This is a genomic window from Flavihumibacter cheonanensis, from assembly GCF_022352215.1.
Classification (GTDB): Bacteria; Bacteroidota; Bacteroidia; order Chitinophagales; family Chitinophagaceae; genus Flavihumibacter; species Flavihumibacter cheonanensis.
In genome coordinates, this window is the sequence record NZ_JAKRWF010000007.1 from 28,313 (window position 1) to 50,441 (window position 22,129).

A 22,129-nucleotide genomic window follows, 5' to 3' on the forward strand; every position below is an offset into this window, starting at 1 on the left:
ATTATATGACAACATCTTTCCATCGCCCTTTCAAAAAAAGTAACCAGGCGGCGATGGTAATAGAGGTTTCAGCCACGGGTATGGCGATAAAAACGCCAAGTGGGCCAAGTCCTAGTGGTTTGGAAAGGATGTAAGCCAGGGGAATCTGGAAAAACCAGAAACCGACCAGGTTGATACGCGTTGGAGTTTTGGTGTCTCCTGCACCATTGAACGCATTGGCCATTACCATTCCGATACCGTAAAAAATAAATCCGGCACTCATGATTTGCAACGCCTGGGTTCCAATTCTTTTCACTTCAGGTTCATGGGTAAAAAAGCCAACAACCCATTCTGCAGCGGCAAAAAACACCAGCATAACTACTCCCATAAAAATGGCATTGTAGCGGGCGGTAGCATAAACCGACTGAATCGCACGATCCGGTTTTCTGGCACCGAGGTTTTGTCCCACCAGTGTGGCGGCTGCATTGGACATTCCCCAGGCAGGCAGAATAAAAAACACCATAATCCGAATGGCGGTCTGGTATCCTGCGGAAGCAGCAGAATGGCCGGTTTCAGCAACCAGCTTAGCCAGGAATATCCAGGAACAGGATCCGATAATGAATTGCGCCGTACCCGGAGCTGCAACTTTGAAAAGAGAACGGATTACTTTCCAATCGGGAAGCCAGCTTGCCAGCCTTAGATTTACCATCGTATTTCCCCGGAACAGATAATACAACTGGTAGCAAACGCCAATTCCCCGGCCAATTGTGGTAGCCAGAGCAGCCCCAATCAACCCCATTCCTGGTATTGGCCCCCATCCGAGGATAAGGATTGGGCAGAGAAGGATATTCGCAATATTGGCAATCATCAGGCTTTTCATTGCCATGGACGCATCTCCGGCACCCCGGAAAATTCCATTGATAAGAAAGAGCAAAGTAATCACCAGGCTGGTGCCCATCATCAACCTGGTATAAGGCGTGCCGATCCGAACTGTTTCCGGTTCAGCACCCATCCAGCGCAGGATATCAGGGGCCAGTACAAGTCCGATTAAACTAACTGCTACTGCAATACCAATTCCAACGAGGAGAGATTGCATCGCTGCGTGAGCCGCCCCTTTTTTATCTTTTTCACCTACTCTTCTGGCTACCATAGCAGTTGCTGCCATACTTACACCAATTGCCATGGCATAAACCAGTGATAATACCGATTCGGTTAAACCAACTGTTTGGATATTGTGCTGACTGTCGGGCAGTTGGCCGACAAAATAAAGATCAACGATGGCAAAAACACTCTCCATGCCCATTTCGATAACCATGGGAATGGCCAATAAGAATACCGCCCGGCGAATGCTGCCGTTGGTGTAGTCCTGTTCTTCGCCCCGAAGAGCAGTTTTGATAATGGTCCAGATGCTACCCAATTTTAAGGTAGCAGAATTATTATTTCGCATTGTATATGTACTATAGAATAACAAATAGCCCGGGAAGGCCAGTTTGAGAAAAGAACCTGAGGGTTCTGTACAGTTGTGATCCGAAAGGATCAGTGCCGGAAGTGCCGGCTAATTAGAAAATCATAAAACAATCAATAAGAATGCGAAGCTAGTATTATTTTTTAATGCAATACAAGAGTTCATCCAAATATTGTTGAACGTATGATTGTTTTGCTGAACGGCGATATTGCTGGATAAATCGTGGATGAGGCACCACTCTAAGCTCATTAAACAGGTTATGCTCATCGTTCAGAGTCTGTAGGAATTTAAGGTTTTTATCGCCCCCAATGCAGATGGCTACCGTCCTGCGGATACCAAAATCAAGCTGGGCTTTTAACTGTTTAAGCGCATAGGGCCTAATCCTTACCTGCAGCAGCAGATCATCATAATAGTTCAGGTTTTTCCCATCGCGGATAAATCCAATCGGGCTGACGGAGCCCAGGTAAAATTGGCTGAAAAATGCAGTAGGGCCACCATATGCGGACACTACCTCATAAATAAATTCAGCGGAAAGTTCGGATGAATCTGCCCAGGGATGAGGTATACCAAGCATCTGGGTAAGTTGGCGGGGAGCTGTAAAATTTACACCGGTTATACCAGCCCCCATCCGTCCTGGATTTATCCCGATCAGCATAGTTCGCTGGTGCTCATCGGCATAATACCTGCTAAAAAAATCCCTGATTACAGCCTGAACAGCCGGGTCTTTATGCGGATAAAGGGGCTGTACACCGGGTGGTAATCTACCCGGAGGTTTGAACCTGGCAAAGTATGCTATCGCTTTATCAGCGAAGGTCAAATCAGTATAAGCTTGGGTTACTATTGATGAAATTAACCAGGGCTGCCGTATTCTTTAACTTTAGTTTTTTCAGAATATTATGGCGATGAACTTCCACTGTTTTAAGTGAAATATCGAGTTCGGCAGCAATCTCCCGGGAAGAATGTCCTTTTTTGATAAACCCGATAATCTGGATTTCGCGGTCGGTCAAACTCTGGATATCCGGCCCCTGTGGTTCTGTTTCGGTTAATTGCTCTGAGATAATATTGCGGATTTCGTCGCAGATGTATTTATTTCCCTTATCTACTTCCAGGATGGCTTTTACCATTTCCTCGCGACTGCTGTTTTTGGTTACATAACCATGCGCTCCAACCTGAAGCATTTTTCGTGCATAGGCTGGTTGAGAATGCATGGAAACACCTATGATACGAGTTTCAGGACTCACTTTCTTAATTTGTTCTGTAGCATCGAAGCCGCTCATGGGAATCATGTTGATATCCATCAACACCACATTGGGTTTCTTTTCGGCGGCCACTTTGATGGCTTCATCCGGGTCACCACAATCGGCAATAACTTCAAAACGGTCATCACTTCCAAGGATAAAGCTCCAGGTTTCACGGATAAGTTTGTGGTCGTCAACAATCAGGATTGAGACTTTTTTCATTCTGGTATTGTTTTTTTAGAGGAATAAGGCAAATCTATAACTAAATGACATCCTTTTCCGGGTGCCGTTATAATTTCTACTTTGGCATTAAAGATAGCAGCGCGGCTCATAATATTCAACATACCGATTCCTTCTTTTTTCCGGGCCACCTCCGGATCAAAGCCTTTCCCATTGTCTTTGATCTCCAAACGGGTTAATTGCCGGTGATTGGTAATACTGATCAGCAGGTGGCTGGCATCCGCGTGTTTGAGTACATTATTAGCTTGTTCCTGTATGATCCGAAAGAACATCAACTTTTCTTTGGCCCTCAAACGTTTTTCTATGTTCTTATCGTATTTGAACTCGGCATGTAATTGTCGCGACAGGGTTATATTTTCGATCAGATCGTTAATTGAGGAGATAAGTCCGAGATCGCTCAGGCTTGCCGGCATCAGGGAACGGCTGATTTTCCGGATCTCATTAATTGCATTCATAATGGTATCCGAACTTCTTTTCAGCATGCTTTCCTGCATGGACGCATCGTTTCGGGCAAGCTCAAGAAAAAGTTTTGCCGTGGTTAACAGCTGATTCACGTTATCATGCAATTCCTTTCCGATTTCTGCCCGTTCATTTTCCTGAACATCTACCACTGCTTGTGCAATCTGTTGCTGTTTGTGAATTTCCTGTTGAAGTAGTTTCTCTTCAAGGAGCTTGCGTTCAGTAATGTCTTCGGTTGATCCAATCATACGGATGACCTTCCCCTTCTCATCATAGAGGCAATAACCTTTATCGATCACAAGCGCATAGGTTCCATCTGCTTTCAAAAATCGATATTCTGTCTTGTACAGACCCTTTTTTTCACCGTCCAGGTATTTTTGAATCAGCTTTAAAACACGCTCGCGATCTTCCGGATGTATTTTATTCTCCCAGTTCAGCGAAGCTCCGGTGTAAAACATTGATGGATAACCAAACAGGGTATTAAAGCCTTCTCCCCAAAAAGAAACCTGCTCTACTGCATCCCAGTCCCAGATGGCTTCATTGCTGGCTTTGGTGGCAAGCAGATAACGTTCATTACTGATCCATAATTTTTCTGCTGCCTGTTTATTTTCAATAATCATGGTCAGCAGATGCGTAAGTCTTCTCAGTACCTCTGTTTCTTCCGTTGATGCGCTGCGGGCATCCAGGAAATAAACGGCGAAGGTTCCCAGAATTTCGTTTCTAGTACTGATCATTGGAATGGACAGTGTAGCCCGAATGCCCAGGGATTCCGCGCCCTGCCTGGTTGTATCTGCAAGATCGGATGCAGCAACATCAGGAATGGATACAGGTTTCCTATTAAGTATGGCTCTACCACAGGTAGTCAGTTCTGGTTCCAGGGGTGTATTGTTGGTAAAATCCCAGAATAATTTCGGAAGGCTTGGTGCGGCAAGCAGTTCAGCATCTCTCAGGTTGTTTTTAACGATACATACGGCACAGTAAAACCGGTTGCTGATTGTCTCCACACCCCGGAGTAGGTGATCGGCTATTTTCTGCAAACTGGCCAGTGATCCGGTATGCATCTCAAGCACTTCTTTTTCCAACTGTACCAGCTTCTCCTGTTTTTTACGATTGGTTACATCTTTAAAGTAGATAAATAATCCTTCATCATAAGGGAATGCACTTACATCAAACCATTTTTGCAAGGAGTCAATGTGTTGCTCATACCGAATGGTGGAGTTTTCATTCATGGCAATCTGCAACGACTGAAAACTAAGTGAATCCAGCGCTTCTGGGAAAAGGCTCCACAAATTGGCTCCAACCACCAGGTTGTTGTTATGCAGCAGTGCTTCCTGGGCAACCGCATTGAACATGGTTATATTAAAGTTCCGGTCTACTGCAATAAAACCATCTGTAATACTGTGCAGCATACCAGTAATGCGGTCTGAATAATGCTGCAGGGTTTTTTCGATTTCAATGTATTCAGAAATATTACGCAGACTCACAATGATTCCCTGGATGGTTGGAGTGGCTATTGCGGAGGCAGCCTTTAATTCCATCCATATCCACTGCTGATCCTTATTTTTAAATTGAATACGAAGTACGAGATCAGAATCTTTCCGATGGAGTATGGTTTCAATCGCTTTATTAAATACAGCAACCTGTTCCGGATGCACGAGTTCCTTTACTGGCTTACCAATCCAATCCGACACAGTGTAACCCAATTGCTTTTCGAAACTGGGTGTGGCATTTTCAAGCATCCCGTATTCAGAGATAATCAATACAACATCGAGTGAGTTTTGAAAAAGCGCTTTAAAACGTTCCTCACTTAAGCGCAGTTTTTCTTCAGAATGCCTGCGTTCGGTAATATCCCGGCTATTGGTCTGAATAAAAATAAGTTCTCCGTCCTCCATAATTGGTTTGGAAACCGACTCCAGCCAAACATAGTCGCCATTCTTTTTTCGTAACCGGAATTGTACCGATGGAGATTCAATACCTTTTGCATTATTATTATGCGCATCCTGAACAACTGTTTCAGTTTCTTCGGGATGAATAAAATCATAGGGAGATTTTCCAATTAGTTCTTCCCGGTCGTATCCCAGAATAGATTGTATGGAAGGAGAAATATAGATATAGTCGCCATTGGGGCGGTGCAGGCAAATCAGATCGCGGGAATGTTCGGCCAGGAACCTATATTTGGCTTCACTTTTAGCCAGCTCTAGTGCTGCCTGTTTCTGAAGTCGGATATCCTTAGCCGTTACATGAATCCCGATTGGTCGGCCATTCCGGATTATTACTCTTGAATTTATCTCTACCGGAATTCGTTTCCCGGATTTGGATATGAATTCAGATTCATAAAATGTATCGGTTGTAACCCCCTCTCTTTTCAGCTTACCCTGTTCAACCGCCTGTTCCAATCTTTCGGGGGAAAAGAAAATATGTGACCGCTGTCCATGAATTTCCTGCTTATCATATTCCAGCAGGTTTTCTGCCTGTCGGTTAAACGATTGCACCATTCCATCAAAATCGATGGTATAGATAATATCATGAGCGTTTTCAAACAGATCCCGATATTGTAGTTCACTTTCCCGGAGATTGTTTTCAAGTTTTTTCGGCTGTGTGATATCTGTAATCACAATGATCATTCCGCCGTAAGAATTGTCTGCATACCGAACTGGCATGAAGCGACACATATACCAGGAATCATCGTGCCAGGAAGGATATTCCACTGAGAATTTCTCCTGACTGATTCTGGCAGTTTTATATGCGTGTAATAGTTTTTCAGAAACCGGTGAAGGGAAACCATTTATAACTTCTTCCAAATCTTTTCCGAGAAATACTGCAGGTGGCAGAAAAAGTTTATTGATATCGTCAACCCAAAAATTGGCAAATATTCCGTTTTCATCTATTTCAAATACGATATCATGCAAGGAGGATAAGGTCCTTTCAATTTCATGCAAGCGGTTTTCAGATTCATTTTTTTCATGGGGTGGAAAGCCATACCATCTGTAGCCATCATTTAAAGATTGTGGTATTATGGTCCAGTAAGCCGGCAATAAGACGCCTGCTTCTTTTCGGATGGAAGCTCTGAAATGAACCGGTTGCCTGGTCTGAGTTGCATGCCGGAGTAAAGCACTTGAATTGGCATCAAGATGCAACAATTCATCGAGCCGGTTTCTACCGGATTCCATTGCAAAGGAAAGATGCGGCACTAATGAATCGGAAATATTCAGGACCCTGGACTCTTCATCGGAATACAACTGGTATGTCAGCTGATTCTGTACAACGGGATGAATGGCAGCGAGGGTGTGCATATTTTAAAATTACACAAAAAAGGTCTGCCCGAGGGCAGACCATCCGCTGATTTCATTAGAATATTGTATTACTGGTTCTTCGTGATGCTTTGCATCCAGATTCCAAGTTGGTTACAACTTGCAAATTGTGGATCTATAACCAGGTGAAAGGTCGGGATCTTGCTTTTGAACCATTTGTCTACTGTTTCCATTTTCTTAATTTCCAAAGCGCGATCCGCCACTTTATTATAATCGTCTTTCAGGTTTTCTCTATGTGGTTCCGTACGTGTTTTCAAGAATATCAGCCGAACACCCTTTTTGCCTCTTTCATCCGTATAAACCAGTGGTTTACTAATGTCGCCGGGGTTCAATCCTTTAAGTGCAACAACAAGGTCTTTGTCCAACTGATCAATAGTACAATAAGAACCTGGACCACATTGCTTCATTCCCCCCGTGAATTTTGATTCTTCTGATTCACTGAATTTGGAAACGGCTGCTCCAAAATCGTATTTATTAGCCAGCAGGTCACTGCGAACAGAATCCAATTTTTCTACTGATGCATTAACCTCTGTATCCGTAATGGCGGGGATCCGAAGGATATGCCGAACAGTGGCATCATCACCGGCGCGGTTTACCATCTGAATGATATGATAACCGAATTTTGATTTGAAAACTGGCGAAATCTGTCCTTCCCGCAGGCGAAACGCATTGCTGATGAAGGCAGGATCCATCTGTTTTTCAACACGGTTGATCTGGTACATCCCTCCGGTATTTTTACTACCCGGATCATCTGTATATAAACTTGCAAGGGTTTCAAATTTGGCTTTGCCAGATTCCACCTGTTGTTTATAATCATTCAGCTCTTCAATGGCATATAGTTCAAGATCACGGCTGGCTTTTGGATACATAACAATCTCGCCAATCTCAAGTTCGCTTTCATAGAACATAAGGCTATCGGTCGGGATCTTATCAAAATATTCCTTCACTTCGGTAGGGGTAATCTTAATATTGGCAACGATCTTATTCCTCATTAATTCTGCGAGCCGACGTTCCCGGAAATTCTGGCGAAAATCTTCCTTGATCTGGTAAACGGTTCTGCCGGCAATTTGTTCCAGGGCTTCCTTGGAACCATACATGGCGATGAACTGACGAACCTGGTTATCCAGCATTCCATCAATTTCTTCTTCGCTTACCACCAGGGAGTCTTTTTCGGCCTGTAATACCAGGGCCTTCTGTGCCAGCGCCTGTTCCATTACAAAGCATTCCGCATTCTCCGGAACCTGCTGTCCCTGGCGTTGGGCGTCCAGGATGGAATTTTTGATATCCGATTGCAATATGATCTTATCACCTACAACCCCGATTATTTTATCCGCCACCACTTTTCGGGTTTGCGCCTGGCTGTTCTGAAAAAACAGAAAAGCCACCAGCATTGAACAGAAAATCCTCATAATTTAATTAATCATATTAAAGATAACACAGGAGACCAGCTCCTGTGTTAGGTGATTCGTTTTTTAACAAAAAAAGTGAAACGTGAGAAGTGAGAAGTGTTTTTCTTTTCACATCTCACGTCTCACATCTCACTTTCTTTAGAGCGTACGTTTTACTTCCTCTTCCTCAATGGCCACGATGGTATCACCCACCTGAACATCGCTGAAGTTTTTAAGTGTTAAACCGCACTCGTAGTTATTGTTTACTTCTTTTACGTCGTCTTTAAAGCGTTTCAGGCTGCCCAGTTCTCCAAAGGCTCCTTCCGTTCTTGGGTAAATAAGTACCCCATCTCGGTAGAGACGCACTTTGCTGTCGCGTTTGATCTTTCCTTCAGTAACAAAACATCCCGCAACGGTAGCCTTGTCGAACTTGTACACTTCGCGCACTTCCACGGTAGCCACTTCTTTCTCCTGCACCTTGGGTTCCAACATACCCTCCATCGCGCTCTTGATTTCTTCAATCGCGTTGTAGATGATCGAGTAGGTCTTGATTTCAACCCCTTCGTTTTCTGCCAAGCGAGCTGCCTGTGAAGATGCCCGAACGTTAAATCCAATCAGGATCGCATCCGAAGCAGTTGCCAGCAATACATCACTTTCGGTAATCGCACCAACTGCTTTGTGTACCACGTTCACGGCAATTTCTTCCGTACTCAGTTTGATCAGGGAGTCGGAAAGGGCTTCTACGGAACCATCCACATCACCTTTGATAATCAGGTTGAGCTGCTTAAAGTTGCCCAGTGCCAGACGGCGACCGATTTCATCCAGGGTAATATGTTTCTTCGTACGGATGCCCTGTTCGCGCAGGATTTGCGCCCTGCGGTTGGCCACTTCCTTGGCTTCTGATTCATCTTCAAATACGCGGAAGGTTTCACCGGCCTGAGGCGCTCCGTTCAAGCCGAGTATGAGAACCGGCGTGGAAGGAGGTGCAACCTCGAGTTTTTTGTTCCGCTCATTGAACATGGCTTTGATTCGGCCATAGAATTGACCGGACACCACCAGATCACCCTGTTTCAGGGTACCGTTCTGCACGAGTACGGTAGCCACAAAGCCTCTTCCCTTATCCAGGGAGGCTTCGATCACACTACCATTCGCTTCCCGGTCGGGGTTTGCTTTCAGATCCAGCAATTCCGCTTCCAGCAGTACTTTTTCCAGCAGGAGATCCACATTCAAGCCACTTTTCGCACTCAGTTCCTGGCTCTGGAATTTACCACCCCATTCTTCTACCAGGATGTTCATACCTGCCAGCTGTTCGTATATTTTCTGCGGATTGGCTCCGTCTTTATCTATTTTGTTGATCGCAAAGATCATTGGCACCCCTGCAGCTTGCGCGTGGGAGATAGCTTCCCTGGTTTGGGGCATCACCGCATCATCTGCCGCAATCACAATAATTGCGATATCTGTTACCTTGGCACCGCGGGCACGCATAGCAGTAAAGGCTTCGTGACCAGGCGTATCCAGGAAAGCGATTTTTTTATCATTTGGAAGGTCTACTGTGTACGCACCGATGTGCTGGGTGATTCCACCGGCTTCACCACCTACTACGTTGGCACTACGGATATAGTCGAGCAGGGAGGTTTTACCATGGTCAACGTGCCCCATGATGGTAACAATCGGCGGACGAGGTTTCATATCTTCCGGATCGTCTACAATTTCTTCTTCGTCCATTGAGTCCGCATCATCCACACCAATGAATTCCACGTTGAAACCGAATTCGCTTGCCACGAGTTCAATCACTTCCGCATCCAGGCGCTGGTTGATGGACACCATCATACCCAGTCCCATACATTTACCGATCACTTCCGCATAACTTACATCCATCAGCGAAGCAAGCTCACTTACGCTGATAAACTCAGTCACCTGCAGGGTCATGTCTTGTGCATCTGCACCTTCCATTTCCGCCATGCCGGCGCGTTTTTCACGGAGGCGGCGAGTTTTCATACCGCGACCACCTTTCTGGGAACCACCGCTCCCAGCCATTTTGGCCTGGGTCTGGCGGATTTTTTCCTGTATTTCTTTCTGATCGATTTCTTTTACCTCACGTGGCTGGTTGCGTTGCTGACCTCCACGGCCACCTTGCTGTCCACCTCTGCCACCCTGCTGGCCGCCCTGGCCGGGTCGCTGGAAGCGATTACCGCCCTGTTGACCACCCTGGCCGCCACGGAAACCACCACCCTGCTGCTGACCACTGGCCTGCTGACGGGTGATATTTTCTCCTTTTTTATCGATCGGGATGCGTTTGCGCTTGCGCTTTTCATCATGACCCGCACCTGCACCAGCAGCAGGACCAGCTGCTTTTGGACGGGTATCGCTGTCCACGGGTAGCTGAATCTTACCCAGGATCTTCGGTCCGGTCAGGCGCTCAGCCTGAATATTTTCAATAGCTGGTGGCAGTTCATTTTCCTCTTCCTGGGTTGCTGGAGCAATTTCAGGGTTTTTAACCTCAGCCGGTTCCTCTGTTTTCACCGCTTCGGGTTTAACTGGTTCTTTAACCGGTTCAGGAGCAGGTTTTTCCGCTACCGGGGCTTTCTCTACCTGCTTTTTAATTGTTTTTTTCGGGCGAGTTGAAGAATCAATGGCAGACAGATCAATCTTGTCAACAATTTTTGGCCCTTCGATAGCCGGACCGCTTGCCTTTGCAGGCTCTTCTTCCACAACCTCAGGCTTTTCAGGCTGAGGTTCCTCTTTGGGACTAACCGGCTCAGGTTGAGCAGCTACTGGTTCCGGAGCAGTTTCTTCTTTTACCTTTTCCTTCGCAGGAGCAGCCACTTCAGGTGCAGGCTCAGGTTCAGCTACAACAGGCTTTTCTGCTGCAGGTTCTGTTTTCTTGGAATCCTTACGAAAAACGAGTTCTTCCTCTTCTTTTTTCTTTTTTTCCTGCACATTGCCTTTGGGCAGGTCGATCTGGTCGCTTTTGATCTTTGCCACTTTATCGCTCTGGAACTCACGCTGGAGGGCATTGTACATGTCTTCCGTGAGTTTGGAAGTGGGCTTCAGTTCATCACGATCAAATCCTTTGCTCACCAGGAAATCCACAAGGGTGTCCTTGCCGATGTTGAATTCCTTGGCGGCGGCCATCAATCTAGGTGTTGTTGTTTCTGCCATTCGTTCTTTTTGCGTCTGCCCCTGCAGACCTTATTTTTCTTGTTCGAAACTTATTCTTTTTCGAACTCAGCCTCGAGGACTTTCTTCACATCTTCGATCGTTTCACGCTCAAGGTCGGTTCTTCTCTCTAATTCGTCAACAGTCAGGTCCAAAACGCTGCGTGCGGTATCACAGCCAATGCGTTTTAATTCATCAATAACCCAAGTTTCAATTTCATCGCTGAATTCATCCAGGTCAATATCGTATTCTTCAGGTTCTCCTTCATTATCCCGGAACACATCGATGGTTAGGCTGGTCAGTTCCTGAGCCAGTTTAATATTAACACCCTTACGTCCGATAGCCAGGGATACCTGGTCGGGTTTCAGGAAAACATTCACATGGTGCTTTTCGTTGTCCAGCTCCATACTGGTGATCTTTGCCGGCGTCAATGCCCGCTGGATCAGGAGTTGCATGTTGGTAGTGTAGTTGATCACATCGATGTTCTCATTCTTGAGTTCGCGAACGATTCCGTGAATCCGGCTGCCCTTCATACCTACGCAGGCACCCACCGGGTCAATGCGATCATCGTAAGACTCAACCGCCACTTTGGCTCTTTCGCCCGGTTCACGGACGATTTTCTTAATAACGATCAAACCATCAAAGATCTCCGGCACTTCAATTTCAAGCAATTTAGCTAAGAAAGACGGACTGGTACGTGATAAAATGATTACGGGTGAATTATTTTTTAATTCCACCTTCTTAACCACGGCCCGGATAGTCTCCCCTTTTTTGAAATAATCCTGAGGGATTTGCTCGCTTTTAGGCAGGATCAGTTCGTTTCCTTCCTCATCCAGGAGCAGGATTTCCTTTTTCCAAACCTGGTAAACTTCCGCATTGATGATCTCTCCAACACGGTCGCCGTATTTTTTAACCAGGACGTTCTTTTTGAGATCGCTGATCCGGCTGGCAAGTGTTTGTTTGGCGGCCAGGATAGCCCGGCGGCCGAAGTCCAGGATTTCGACTGTTTCATACAGCTCTTCCCCAACTTCATAATCTGGTTCAATCTTTACGGCATCGCTGTAGGCGATTTCAGCCAGTGGATCTTCCACTGCGCCATCTTCTACGATCGTCCTTCTCCGAAAAATTTCAAGATCACCCTTTTCTGCGTTTACGATTACATCGAAGTTGTCATCACTTCCGTATTTTTTTCGCAAAAGGGTTTTAAACACATCTTCCACCACTTTCATCATCGTAGGACGATCGATATTCTCCGCCTCTTTAAAATCCTGGAATGCTTCAATCAAATTGATACTTGCCATAGTAGTGTTATTTAGAATACTACCTGAATTTTGGTTTGTTTTATATTGTCAAATAAGAGGGAGTGAGTGATCACTTCCTTTTTTTTGTTTTTCCCTTTTTTTTCTTCCACCACGCAACCATCTTCGGTTACATCCAGCAGTTTACCATTCAACTGGCTGCCATCCTGAAAAGTAATATCTACCATCCGGCCGATATTTTTCCTGTACTGGCGCCAGAGTTTCAGCGGCTCATCCAATCCGGGGGAGGAAACCTCCAGGGAGAAATCGCCTTCCGGAAACCATCCTGCTTCTTCAATTTTCTTATACAGTGCGCGGTTAAAATTCACACAGCGGGCGATGGACATTCCTGAATCTGCATCCAGGAAAACCTTGAAATTGTTGGTGGGCTTGATTCGAACCTCCACCAAAAAACAGTCGGAGTCTCCTTCCAGCAATTCATTCATGAATTGCCCAACCGCCTGTATATATGTTTCATTTGCCACGCTGCCTGGTTTGTGAATTTCGAAAATAGAAGAAGGGAACGCTTCCGTTCCCTTCCTTTGTTTCTTTTTCCGATGCAAATGTACGGTAAAAGGCCTATACAATCCAAATGTGTGGTTCAGGCTGTTGACCGGGGAAGATTAACAAATAAAAACGGCCTGAGATCGTACCTTTGACAGGCTATGTTAAAAACTGTATTATTACTGTTATTGGCGTACATCGCGTATAAGTTTATTTTCGGATTTGTAATTCCTGTTACCCGGGCTACCCGGAATGTGCGTCGCCAATTCAAGGCCGCCCAGGAAGAAATGGCTGCCCGCATGCAGGAGCAGCAGGGCTTTGGTCCTTATGGTGCAAATCCGCAGGGCGCAACTTCTGCCAATCCACGCACGGATGCCGGGAAACCCGCTTCCAAAGGTGACTATATTGAGTTTGAGGAGGTGAAGTAGGGAAAAGGAGACAACGGAAACTGGTGACAAAGGAGACGGGAGGAATGGAAGAGGGGACAAGGGAAACTGGAGACTCACTCTCCCAACTACCGTAAAAAGGCCAATATGTGACGATACAAGAGTGTATGGAAGGGTTGGGAATTCCTTCGCAGGGTCAGACGTCTCACGTCTGACGTCTGACATTTCACTTTTCACCTTTCACTTCCTCATATCCCCAGATCCAGCACTGTTTCCCCGTTTGTCAGGAAAATTCCTTTCATACCCACCTGTTGAGCGCCTTCGATGTTGGTTTTGGTATCATCGATAAAGATGGCAGTTGCCGGATTGATATTGGCATCTCTGATCAGTGCCTCAAAAGCATCTACATAAGGTTTTCGTTTACCCAGCAGATGAGAATAATAGGCTTTTTCAAAATGCAGATCGAAGGGTTTGCCGGGAAATTCGGCACTGAATTTTAATTGGAAAGCTTCGTGGTGGATGCTATTCGTATTACTGAACAAAAATACACGGTACCGGTTTTCCAGGCTACGGAGCCACTCAATTCTCTCGGGTGGGAAATCCAGCAACATGGCATTCCAGGCAGTTGTAATCGTTTCATCATCCACATCCAGACCGGTTTCTTTACGGAAATAGGTGAAAAATTCCTGCTCCGAAACGACTCCCGTTTCCAATTGCTCAAACAGAGGAGAAGCCTTATACTGTGAAAAATATTGATGAAAATTAGTGAGCCCGATGGATTCGAATGCTTTTTCTGTGGCTTCAAAACTGATATTCAATAACACGCCACCCAAATCCAGGATAATGGTTTCTATCTTTTCCATAGCCTAAAGGTACAACATATGAGTTAGGTACTGTTAGCGCCGAAGGATTCGGATCGCAACGCGACGAAAATCAATCTCCTGGCCTTCCGACTGAAGTGCGATAAATCCTTTTTTCAGGGGAGTTCCATCAATTTTGATGGCGGGGTTGAAATTATTTACCACACCCCCACCGATTTGCGGTTTAGAATACTGCAGAACGGTATCACCATTAATGATGTGTTTAATAAGGCTATCTCCCAAAACAATAGCTTCCGCAGTTACCCATTGATCTCCATCAAAGGTTTTCGACCTGGAGTCAATACAATGCCGGGTATCCAGCTTGCCTTCGTATTCCACATTGGTGCCGGGCGTACAGAGGTTACCGGTAGTACGGGGCTTACCATCACCCAACCCGCCCAGGAATTGCATTTCGATGGAGATGGGCCAATCCTGGTCTTTCAACATGGTGCGGGGGTCCTGGGAATGCAGCATTACCCCACTGTTACGATAGGTATAACCCGGTGCATCTTCCTTGAATTTTCCAGTAAATCTATATTCAACCAGCAAGTGATAGTGCGAAAAAGGACGTTTGAAATACAAATGCGCAAACTGGTCATTATAAGCACCATACTGATCATACCGAACCTTAATAAGACCATCCTCCACCCGGAAAGTATTTCCAAAATTCACTCCCACATCGTGATGATTCACCTTTACGATCCAGTTGCGGATATGCTTGCCATTGAAGAGTTCTATCCACTTCTTTTCATCAGAGCCATGCTGTGAAAAGGAGCAGACGAAGACCAGCAACGCAATCGGTGCTACCGAAAAAAGCCTGTAACGGTTCATGCGTCAAAGCTAACTATTTTACTCCGCTTTGGCAGATGGCACCGGACAAGTGGCATCCGCCGAGGCGGAGTGGAGGGATCAGCGGGACCAGCGGAAGTTGGCAGACTGGGTATCGCGGGAATTGGCACCAATGAATACAGTAAACTCCCCCGGCTCCCAATCATAGCGAAGGTTATGATCGTAGAACTTCAGAAGATCATTTGTTATTTCAAAGCTGATCTCTTTTGATTCACCCGGCTGCAACAGGATCTTCTTAAATCCTTTTAATTCCTTGAGCGGACGGGTATTGCTGGCTACGATATCACGGATATAGAGTTGAACCACTTCTTCCCCAGCGAATTTTCCACTATTGGTTACGGTTACCCGGGCAATTAATTTTTCTGCACCTTTCAGGGATGACTTACTTAGTGCAACCGGACTGTAATCAAACTTCGTATAACTAAGTCCGTAACCAAATGGATACAGTGGCGTATTGGAAACATCCAGGTAATTTGAACGGAACTTCTGGAACTCATCGCCCACCAAGGGACGTCCGGTATTCTTGTAACTGTAGTAAATCGGAATTTGTCCCACATTTCGTGGAAAGGTAACCGGTAGTTTGCCAGATGGATTCACATCGCCAAATAATACATCACTGATTGCATATCCTGCTTCCGAACCACCAAACCATACATTCAAAATGGCGGGAAGCTTTTTATCTTCTTCTACAATCGTGAGCGGGCGGCCAGTAAAGAGCACCATTACAACAGGTTTGCCGGTTGCCATCAACGCATCCAGTAGTTTTTTCTGGCTGTTTGGCAGGTTGAGATCGGTTCTGCTGGAAGCTTCACCCGTGAATTCGGCCAACTCTCCCATTGCAGCTACCACTACGTCAGACTGCAGGGCCAAACGCACTGCTTCAGCAATCAGTGTATCCGGATGTCTTGAATCCCGTTGCCAGGGTTTTCCAAATACGCTGGTACGTGCCTCCAAAGCAGAATCCTCCGTAACATTCGCACCTTTCGCATACCGAACATTCACACCTGAGCCTGCAACTTCTTTTAGTCCGGCCAGCAGCGAGGTAGCTTTGGAAACATCTGCTGAAACCGACCAGGTTCCCACCATGTTTTCTTTCGCATCTGCAAGTGGGCCAACCAATGCAATGGACCCCTTTTTTGCAAGCGGCAATACACCCTGGTTCTTCAGCAGGACGAAAGAACGAGCAGCTGTTTCTCGCGCAACTTTTCTATGAGTTGCTGAAAATATTTCCGAAGCGGCTCTCTGCTCATTGCAATACCGAAATGGATCTTCAAAGAGTCCTAGTTTGTACTTGGCTTCCAGTACCATCCTGCAAGCGCGATCAATATCCGTCATTGTAATTTTACCTTCTTTCAAGGAAGCTTCGAGCGTAGTTAAAAACCCTTCCCCCACCATATCCATATCGAGTCCGGCTTTAACAGCCAGAGCAGATACCTGCTTAAGATCACCCAGCCCATGGTCGATCATTTCATTAATCGATGTGTAATCCGAAACAACCATTCCTTTGAAACCCCATTGTTTACGCAACAGGTCAGTCAGCAACCATTTGTTCGCACTGGCGGGAATACCATCAACATCATTAAAAGAACTCATAACCGTACCAACACCAGCATCAATGGCGGCTTTATAAGGCGGTAAATAATCGTTGAACATTTTAATGCGGCTCATATCAACAGAGTGATAATCGCGGCCCGCTTCAGCTGCACCATAAAGGGCAAAATGTTTCACGCAGGCAAGCAGGGTATTATCTGCAGCTAAATCCTTGCCCTGGTAACCCTTTACCATAGCTGCCGCGATGGCTGAACCGAGAAAGGGATCTTCTCCTGAACCTTCCGAAATCCTTCCCCAGCGCGGATCACGTGATATATCAACCATGGGGGAAAAGGTCCAGTTCAGTCCGTCTGCCGTAGCTTCCTGTGCGGCGATCCGGGCTGATTGCTCAATTCGTTGCATATCCCAGGAAGCTGCCAATCCCAATGGAATAGGAAAAATGGTGCGGTACCCATGAATAACATCCATTCCAAAAATGATGGGAATTTTCAACCGGCTTTGCTGAACAGCCAATTCCTGGATGCTGCGAATGCGCTGTGGAGAGGAAACACTAAAGATGCCACCCACTTTACCCTGTTTGATTTTTTCTTCCACACCCGTACTAACAACCGAGCCGGTTGTTGCTTCACCTCCAACAACCAGATTCAGTTGTCCGATTTTTTCCTGGACTGTCATTTTAGCCATTAGCCCGGATACAAACTGATTCATTTTAGTTTGAGCAGTTTGGGAATGAACCGAACCAGGCAGCAAGAATGCCAGGACAATCAAGATGCGAAAAAGGGGTGCATTGTATTTCATGGTAGTCAATTTTGATCAATTTGTTTTTTTCAGATGGTACCTGATCTGTTTTTGCCAGATCAGGTACCCTTTAGGATTCATATGAAGACTGTCACTGGTAAAGATCTCCCCAATTGGGCGACCATCCGATTGTAGCATTGCCTGGTAAACATCAATGTAGGTAGTTCCTTTCTGTGTGGCGAGGAAGGCTTTGATTTGCTGATTAGCCTCCTTGAATTTTGGAAGTAGTGCAGCGCGACTCGGACTTGGTTTCATTGAAATATAACTGATAGGAACACGAGGTAAACGGACACGTATATCCCAGAATAATTGTTTAAACCGATTTACCACTGTTGTAACAGTTACCGTATCTGCTGCAGCAAAATCGTTCTCTCCGCAATAGATCAGGATCTGTTTTGGATCATAGGGATAGATGATATAATCCTGGTACCTAATGAGGTCGGGAAGTGAAGAGCCTCCAAAGCCGCGATTAACAATCCGGTAACCAGGAAAATAAGTAGCCACATCTTTCCAATAGGTGAAGGAAGAACTGCCGATCAGCAAAATTGATTTGGAAGCCGGCATTCGTATACTGTCTTCCTGTTGAAATTTTCGAATCGCCTCATAAAAGGGTTTACCCTGATAAAACGCCAGGGAGGGAGCTTTCGCATCATCTACTGATGGCACCTGTTGTTGAGCCAATACGGGCAACATTGCCGTTGAAAAAAGAGCGATCAAAAGCGTACTTATCAAGATTTTTTTTGACGGAATTTGCATGTCCAGTTTATTTAGTTTACCTGTTGTACGGGAGTTTTATCTGAAACGCCGTTTTCATTCACCGCTTCGATGGTGTAATAGTAAACCTTCTCTTTGTCCATTCCTTTAAAATAATACTCGTTTACATCATGCACCATGATGCAATTGTACAACTTATCAGGAGCTGTTCCATAATAAATATTGTATGCATAAGCCTGATCAACCGGCGACCATTTGATATAGGCACTGCGTTTATCCTTCTCTGTTCTAAGTACCAGAAAAGTCTTCACAGCAGGGGGCCTGGATCCATTTCCCATTCCGAATACCCTGAAACCAGACAAGGCAAATTTTCCGGTTGGCATATGAATATTCTCCATTTTAAGGTAACGGGTTTTAATGGGATTTTTTAATTCAATGTAATCATGCGGAACATCTTTTTTGTTCTGACTTTTATCTATGAGCAGGTTCCATTTTTTCCCATCCTGCGAATGAAAAATTTTATACTGATGATAGATATCAGTTTGTTTACCAAGAAATTCCGCATCCTGATCTGCATAGTTGAGTTGAATGGCATGTACTGTTGAGATTTCACCCAGGTCGGTCTGAATCCATTCGCCTTTATTGCCTGATGCCGCACTCCAATAGGTTTTAATAGACTCATCTACTGCGTTGTTAGCGGTATAACTGCCAAGGGTGGACGAAACCTGAACCGGTTTTTTAAAGTTGAGTAACATCCAGCCGGTAAAGCGGCTTTTACGATGATCAGCCGGGCCATTGGGCAGGTAATGTGGATAGTCACCAAATGCGGTATTGGCATACATAATTCCATCTTCATCAAAACCTGCGGGCCAAATGCCATTGCGACGTTCAAAGGTGTTTTTTACATTGACACCCATGGTTGAAACATGCCAGTAATTATTCCATGGATCCTGGTAAGTGGCACCATGTCCTGCTCCTCTTGCAAAACCTCCGGGTTTGAAGCTGACCGGATCGGATTGTGCAGTAAAAGGGCCCAGAGGTGAATCGCCCACTACAACGCCATCTGCATAGCCACTCATTTCAGTACCAGGACCTCCCCACTGCAGATAATATTTTCCCTTGTGTTTGGTCATCCATGCACCTTCAATAAATCCATCCAAAAAAGTATTATCCATGTATTCACCAAAGCGATGCCAGCCATAGCGCCAGTCTTCCAGGAAATACATTTCTTTCCTGGTTCCAATTGGCTGAAAGGTTTTGCGGTTTAATTCTATTCCGTATAAAGGATAACGATTGCTACTGCCATTGTACATATAAAAGCGGCCGTCGTCGTCGAGGAAAAATGCAGGATCCCAACCACCGATCTCGAGTGAATCCAATGCTTCCTTCCAATCATTCTCCTTAGGATTGGTACTCATCCAAAGTGGAAAATTGCTGGAATAGGTAGAACCAAAAACCAACATGGTATCACCAATAACAACAGCTGCCGGTGCACATAATTCATCATACACTTTGTGATAAGGCTTGAGAAATTTCCGGGAAATAAAATTCCAGTTCAGCATATCGGAACTCCACCAGTATCCCCATTGGTTAGTGGAGAAAAGATAATAATCTCCTTTATAGGTTACAATCACCGGGTCAGCAGTTGCGCGGTGCCGGCCCCATTCACTAAAATTAGGAATCGGGGTATAACCGTAATCGAGGTTGATGGGATTGCAATAAGTTGTTTGAGCTGTTGCTACTGATTTACCTGATTGTGCAAAGCACACATTCGAAGCGAAAACTAATACTAAAATGGAAAGTTTAGGGGAGAAAAAATGTTGGTCCAGGCTGTATTTGCCGGCACCCCTAAAGAAAAACAGCAATCCGATTAAAACAAACATAAAGGGGTGTTGATCTCCATACCAGATCTTACCATTTCCAAGAATAAAAGTGATAAATAACATCGTTGCGATCATGGGCCATACTGCTAGCCGGGTAAAGAGCCCAATCGTTAGCAGGATACCGGAAATTAACTCCGAAGCTTTTCCAAGATATGCCATCGTGGTAGCTGTCTCTACAGAGAAGTATGGCATCCAGCCGGCATATTCTTTAATTTTTGCCCCATCAAACACTTCCCAACCGTGATAGGTCATCAACAATCCTGTAATGATTCTTACTAGGGCCCAACCGGGTTCCAGCCAGATTGTTTTTTGTGTAGCGTTGAAAGAGGCCATGTTGTCTGATTTTAGAGATTTCCATTTTTCATTTCAGCGGCAGCAAATTGCGCGGCCCTGGCAGCGAAAGCCATATACAAAATAGAGGGACTCTGATTACCGGTACTGGTCATGCAGGCGCCATCCGTTACAAAAACATTTTTACAGAGATGCAGTTGATTCCATTCGTTGAGCAGGGAATTGGAAGGATCCGTACCCATGCGTACACCACCCATTTCATGAATATCGAGTCCGGGTGGTTGTTTCGAATCGTTTACGACAATATTAAAAGCACCACAGGCCTCCAGCATTTTTTCGCCTTCTGAAAGAAAATCCTGCAGCATTTTTTCATCGTTTTCATCATAATCGACAGCTGTTACCAGCAAGGGTATTCCCCATTGATCTTTTTCAGTTGGGTGCAGATAAACACGATTGCTTGCCTTTGGAATGGTTTCACCCTGCATATACATGTAGATCCTCCAGGGGCCAGGTTCGGTCAGCGCTTCCTTCAACTCTGAACCCATTTTATCCGGATGGCGATCTGCGTTTATCCATTCGCGATAGGCACCTGAAAAAATAGTGTAGCCCCCAATAAAATCCATTTCCTGTTTGCCGAGGTTACGGAAATTCGGAATCACGCATTCCGCTGGACGCCGGCCTTTGTAATAGCCATCTTCATGGCCTTTGATTTCCCCATTCATATAACCACGATAGTTGTGGAAACAGATATAACGACCAAGCAGATCATGGTCATTACCCAGGCCATTGGGGAAACGTTCTGATTTGCTATTGAGTAAGATCAGGTTGGTATTAAGCGCCGAAGCATTTACAAAAATGATGCGGGCAAAATAATCGGTGACAGCTTTTGTTTGGCTGTCTATCACGCGCACCCCTGTTGCTTTTTGTTTGGCATCATCATAGAGAATGGAATGCACTACCGAATAGGGCCGAATGGTCAGGTTCCCTGTTTTTTCAGCCCAGGGAAGAGTACTGCTGTTGGAACTGAAATAGCCGCCAAATGGGCAACCACGCATGCAGAGGTTACGATTCTGGCAGGTGCCTCTGCCCTGCTCCAGGTGAATGGGTTCCGGTTGGGTAAGATGTGCCCAGCGACCCGAGATATAGTGCCGTTGAAATTTTCGCCACAAGGTTTCTCTGATGTCTGCTTCCACACAATTGAGTTCATAGGCAGGGAGGAATTCACCATCGGGCATTGCCGGAATATTTTCCTTACTGCCACAAACACCAATAAATTTTTCAACATGACTGTACCAGGGTGCGATATCCTTGTACCGGATTGGCCAATCGGTAGCAAAGCCATATTGTTTAGGAGCATTGAATTCAAAATCACTCCAACGTTGGCAGCTTCTGCCCCAGGTAAGGGATTTTCCTCCAACCTGGTAACCGCGAATCCAGTCGAAGGGCTTTTCCTGTACATAGGGATGATCAGCATCTTCAATGAAAAAATGCTGTGTATCTTCTGAATAACCGGCTGCTTTGGAAATGAGCGGATTGTTCTGACGTTGCTGTTGGGTGATATAGCCCCGGTGTTTGAATTCCCATGGATGTTTGTTCATACCGGGGTAATCCTTCAGATGTTCCACCATCCGGCCGCGCTCCAGCACCAGGGTTTTCAAGCCCTGCTCGCAGAGTTCTTTGGCAGCCCAGCCTCCGCTGATTCCACTGCCTATTACAATTGCGTCGTATGTATGTTGATCACTCATATTTTACTTTT

Annotated in this window: 15 protein-coding genes; 1 reads left to right on the forward strand and 14 read right to left on the reverse strand. The window is 45.5% G+C overall.

The genetic code is table 11. The features are described from left to right. Position 1: 1 nt before the first annotated feature. From MD536_RS20440 to rimP, 8 genes are all read right to left on the reverse strand, one after another. Complete coding sequence (locus tag MD536_RS20440) at positions 2-1,426, reverse strand: MATE family efflux transporter (protein WP_239603592.1); 1,425 nt, start codon at positions 1,424-1,426, stop codon at positions 2-4. 154 nt (positions 1,427-1,580) lie between these two features. Beyond that, positions 1,581-2,261: a uracil-DNA glycosylase family protein gene (locus MD536_RS20445; RefSeq protein ID WP_239603594.1), complete on the reverse strand. Its 681-nt coding sequence runs from the start codon at positions 2,259-2,261 to the stop codon at positions 1,581-1,583. A 1-nt stretch (position 2,262) separates the two neighbouring features. Continuing rightward, on the reverse strand, positions 2,263-2,904 hold the full coding sequence (locus tag MD536_RS20450) for a response regulator transcription factor (RefSeq protein WP_234868463.1): 642 nt from the start codon (positions 2,902-2,904) through the stop codon (positions 2,263-2,265). Then, complete coding sequence (locus MD536_RS20455) at positions 2,901-6,674, reverse strand: PAS domain S-box protein (protein ID WP_239603595.1); 3,774 nt, start codon at positions 6,672-6,674, stop codon at positions 2,901-2,903. The genes MD536_RS20450 and MD536_RS20455 overlap by 4 nt, the downstream gene beginning before the upstream one ends. A gap of 68 nt (positions 6,675-6,742) precedes the next feature. Further along, positions 6,743-8,101: a peptidylprolyl isomerase gene (locus tag MD536_RS20460; RefSeq protein ID WP_239603597.1), complete on the reverse strand. Its 1,359-nt coding sequence runs from the start codon at positions 8,099-8,101 to the stop codon at positions 6,743-6,745. A 138-nt stretch (positions 8,102-8,239) separates the two neighbouring features. Continuing rightward, positions 8,240-11,242 carry a translation initiation factor IF-2 gene (infB, locus tag MD536_RS20465; RefSeq protein ID WP_239603598.1) on the reverse strand — a complete coding sequence of 1,001 codons (3,003 nt, stop codon included), beginning with the start codon at positions 11,240-11,242 and terminating at the stop codon, positions 8,240-8,242. A 50-nt stretch (positions 11,243-11,292) separates the two neighbouring features. Continuing rightward, positions 11,293-12,540: a transcription termination factor NusA gene (gene nusA / locus MD536_RS20470; RefSeq protein ID WP_234868456.1), complete on the reverse strand. Its 1,248-nt coding sequence runs from the start codon at positions 12,538-12,540 to the stop codon at positions 11,293-11,295. Positions 12,541-12,551: 11 nt separating this feature from the next. Continuing rightward, positions 12,552-13,022: a ribosome maturation factor RimP gene (gene rimP / locus MD536_RS20475; RefSeq protein WP_239603600.1), complete on the reverse strand. Its 471-nt coding sequence runs from the start codon at positions 13,020-13,022 to the stop codon at positions 12,552-12,554. A 180-nt stretch (positions 13,023-13,202) separates the two neighbouring features. On the opposite strand from rimP, the gene MD536_RS20480 reads away from it, so the two are divergent. Then, complete coding sequence (locus tag MD536_RS20480) at positions 13,203-13,469, forward strand: hypothetical protein (protein ID WP_239603602.1); 267 nt, start codon at positions 13,203-13,205, stop codon at positions 13,467-13,469. Between the two features lie 206 nt (positions 13,470-13,675). Here MD536_RS20480 and MD536_RS20485 read toward each other — a convergent pair whose 3' ends face one another. The 6 genes from MD536_RS20485 to MD536_RS20510 all read right to left on the reverse strand — a co-directional run bounded on the left by MD536_RS20485 (position 13,676) and on the right by MD536_RS20510 (position 22,118). Beyond that, positions 13,676-14,290, reverse strand: a complete 615-nt coding sequence (locus MD536_RS20485) for an HAD family hydrolase (protein ID WP_239603603.1) — start codon at positions 14,288-14,290, stop codon at positions 13,676-13,678. Positions 14,291-14,323: 33 nt separating this feature from the next. Beyond that, positions 14,324-15,118 carry a 3-keto-disaccharide hydrolase gene (locus tag MD536_RS20490; RefSeq protein ID WP_239603605.1) on the reverse strand — a complete coding sequence of 265 codons (795 nt, stop codon included), beginning with the start codon at positions 15,116-15,118 and terminating at the stop codon, positions 14,324-14,326. Between the two features lie 78 nt (positions 15,119-15,196). Then, the gene (gene bglX / locus MD536_RS20495; RefSeq protein ID WP_239603607.1) at positions 15,197-17,485 is read right to left on the reverse strand and encodes a beta-glucosidase BglX; all 2,289 of its coding nucleotides are present in this window, start codon (positions 17,483-17,485) and stop codon (positions 15,197-15,199) included. Between the two features lie 15 nt (positions 17,486-17,500). After that, the gene (locus MD536_RS20500) at positions 17,501-18,241 is read right to left on the reverse strand and encodes a GDSL-type esterase/lipase family protein (protein ID WP_239603609.1); all 741 of its coding nucleotides are present in this window, start codon (positions 18,239-18,241) and stop codon (positions 17,501-17,503) included. Between the two features lie 11 nt (positions 18,242-18,252). Continuing rightward, the gene (locus MD536_RS20505) at positions 18,253-20,415 is read right to left on the reverse strand and encodes a discoidin domain-containing protein (protein ID WP_239603618.1); all 2,163 of its coding nucleotides are present in this window, start codon (positions 20,413-20,415) and stop codon (positions 18,253-18,255) included. Between the two features lie 11 nt (positions 20,416-20,426). Beyond that, complete coding sequence (locus MD536_RS20510; RefSeq protein ID WP_239603620.1) at positions 20,427-22,118, reverse strand: GMC oxidoreductase; 1,692 nt, start codon at positions 22,116-22,118, stop codon at positions 20,427-20,429. Positions 22,119-22,129: the final 11 nt, after the last annotated feature.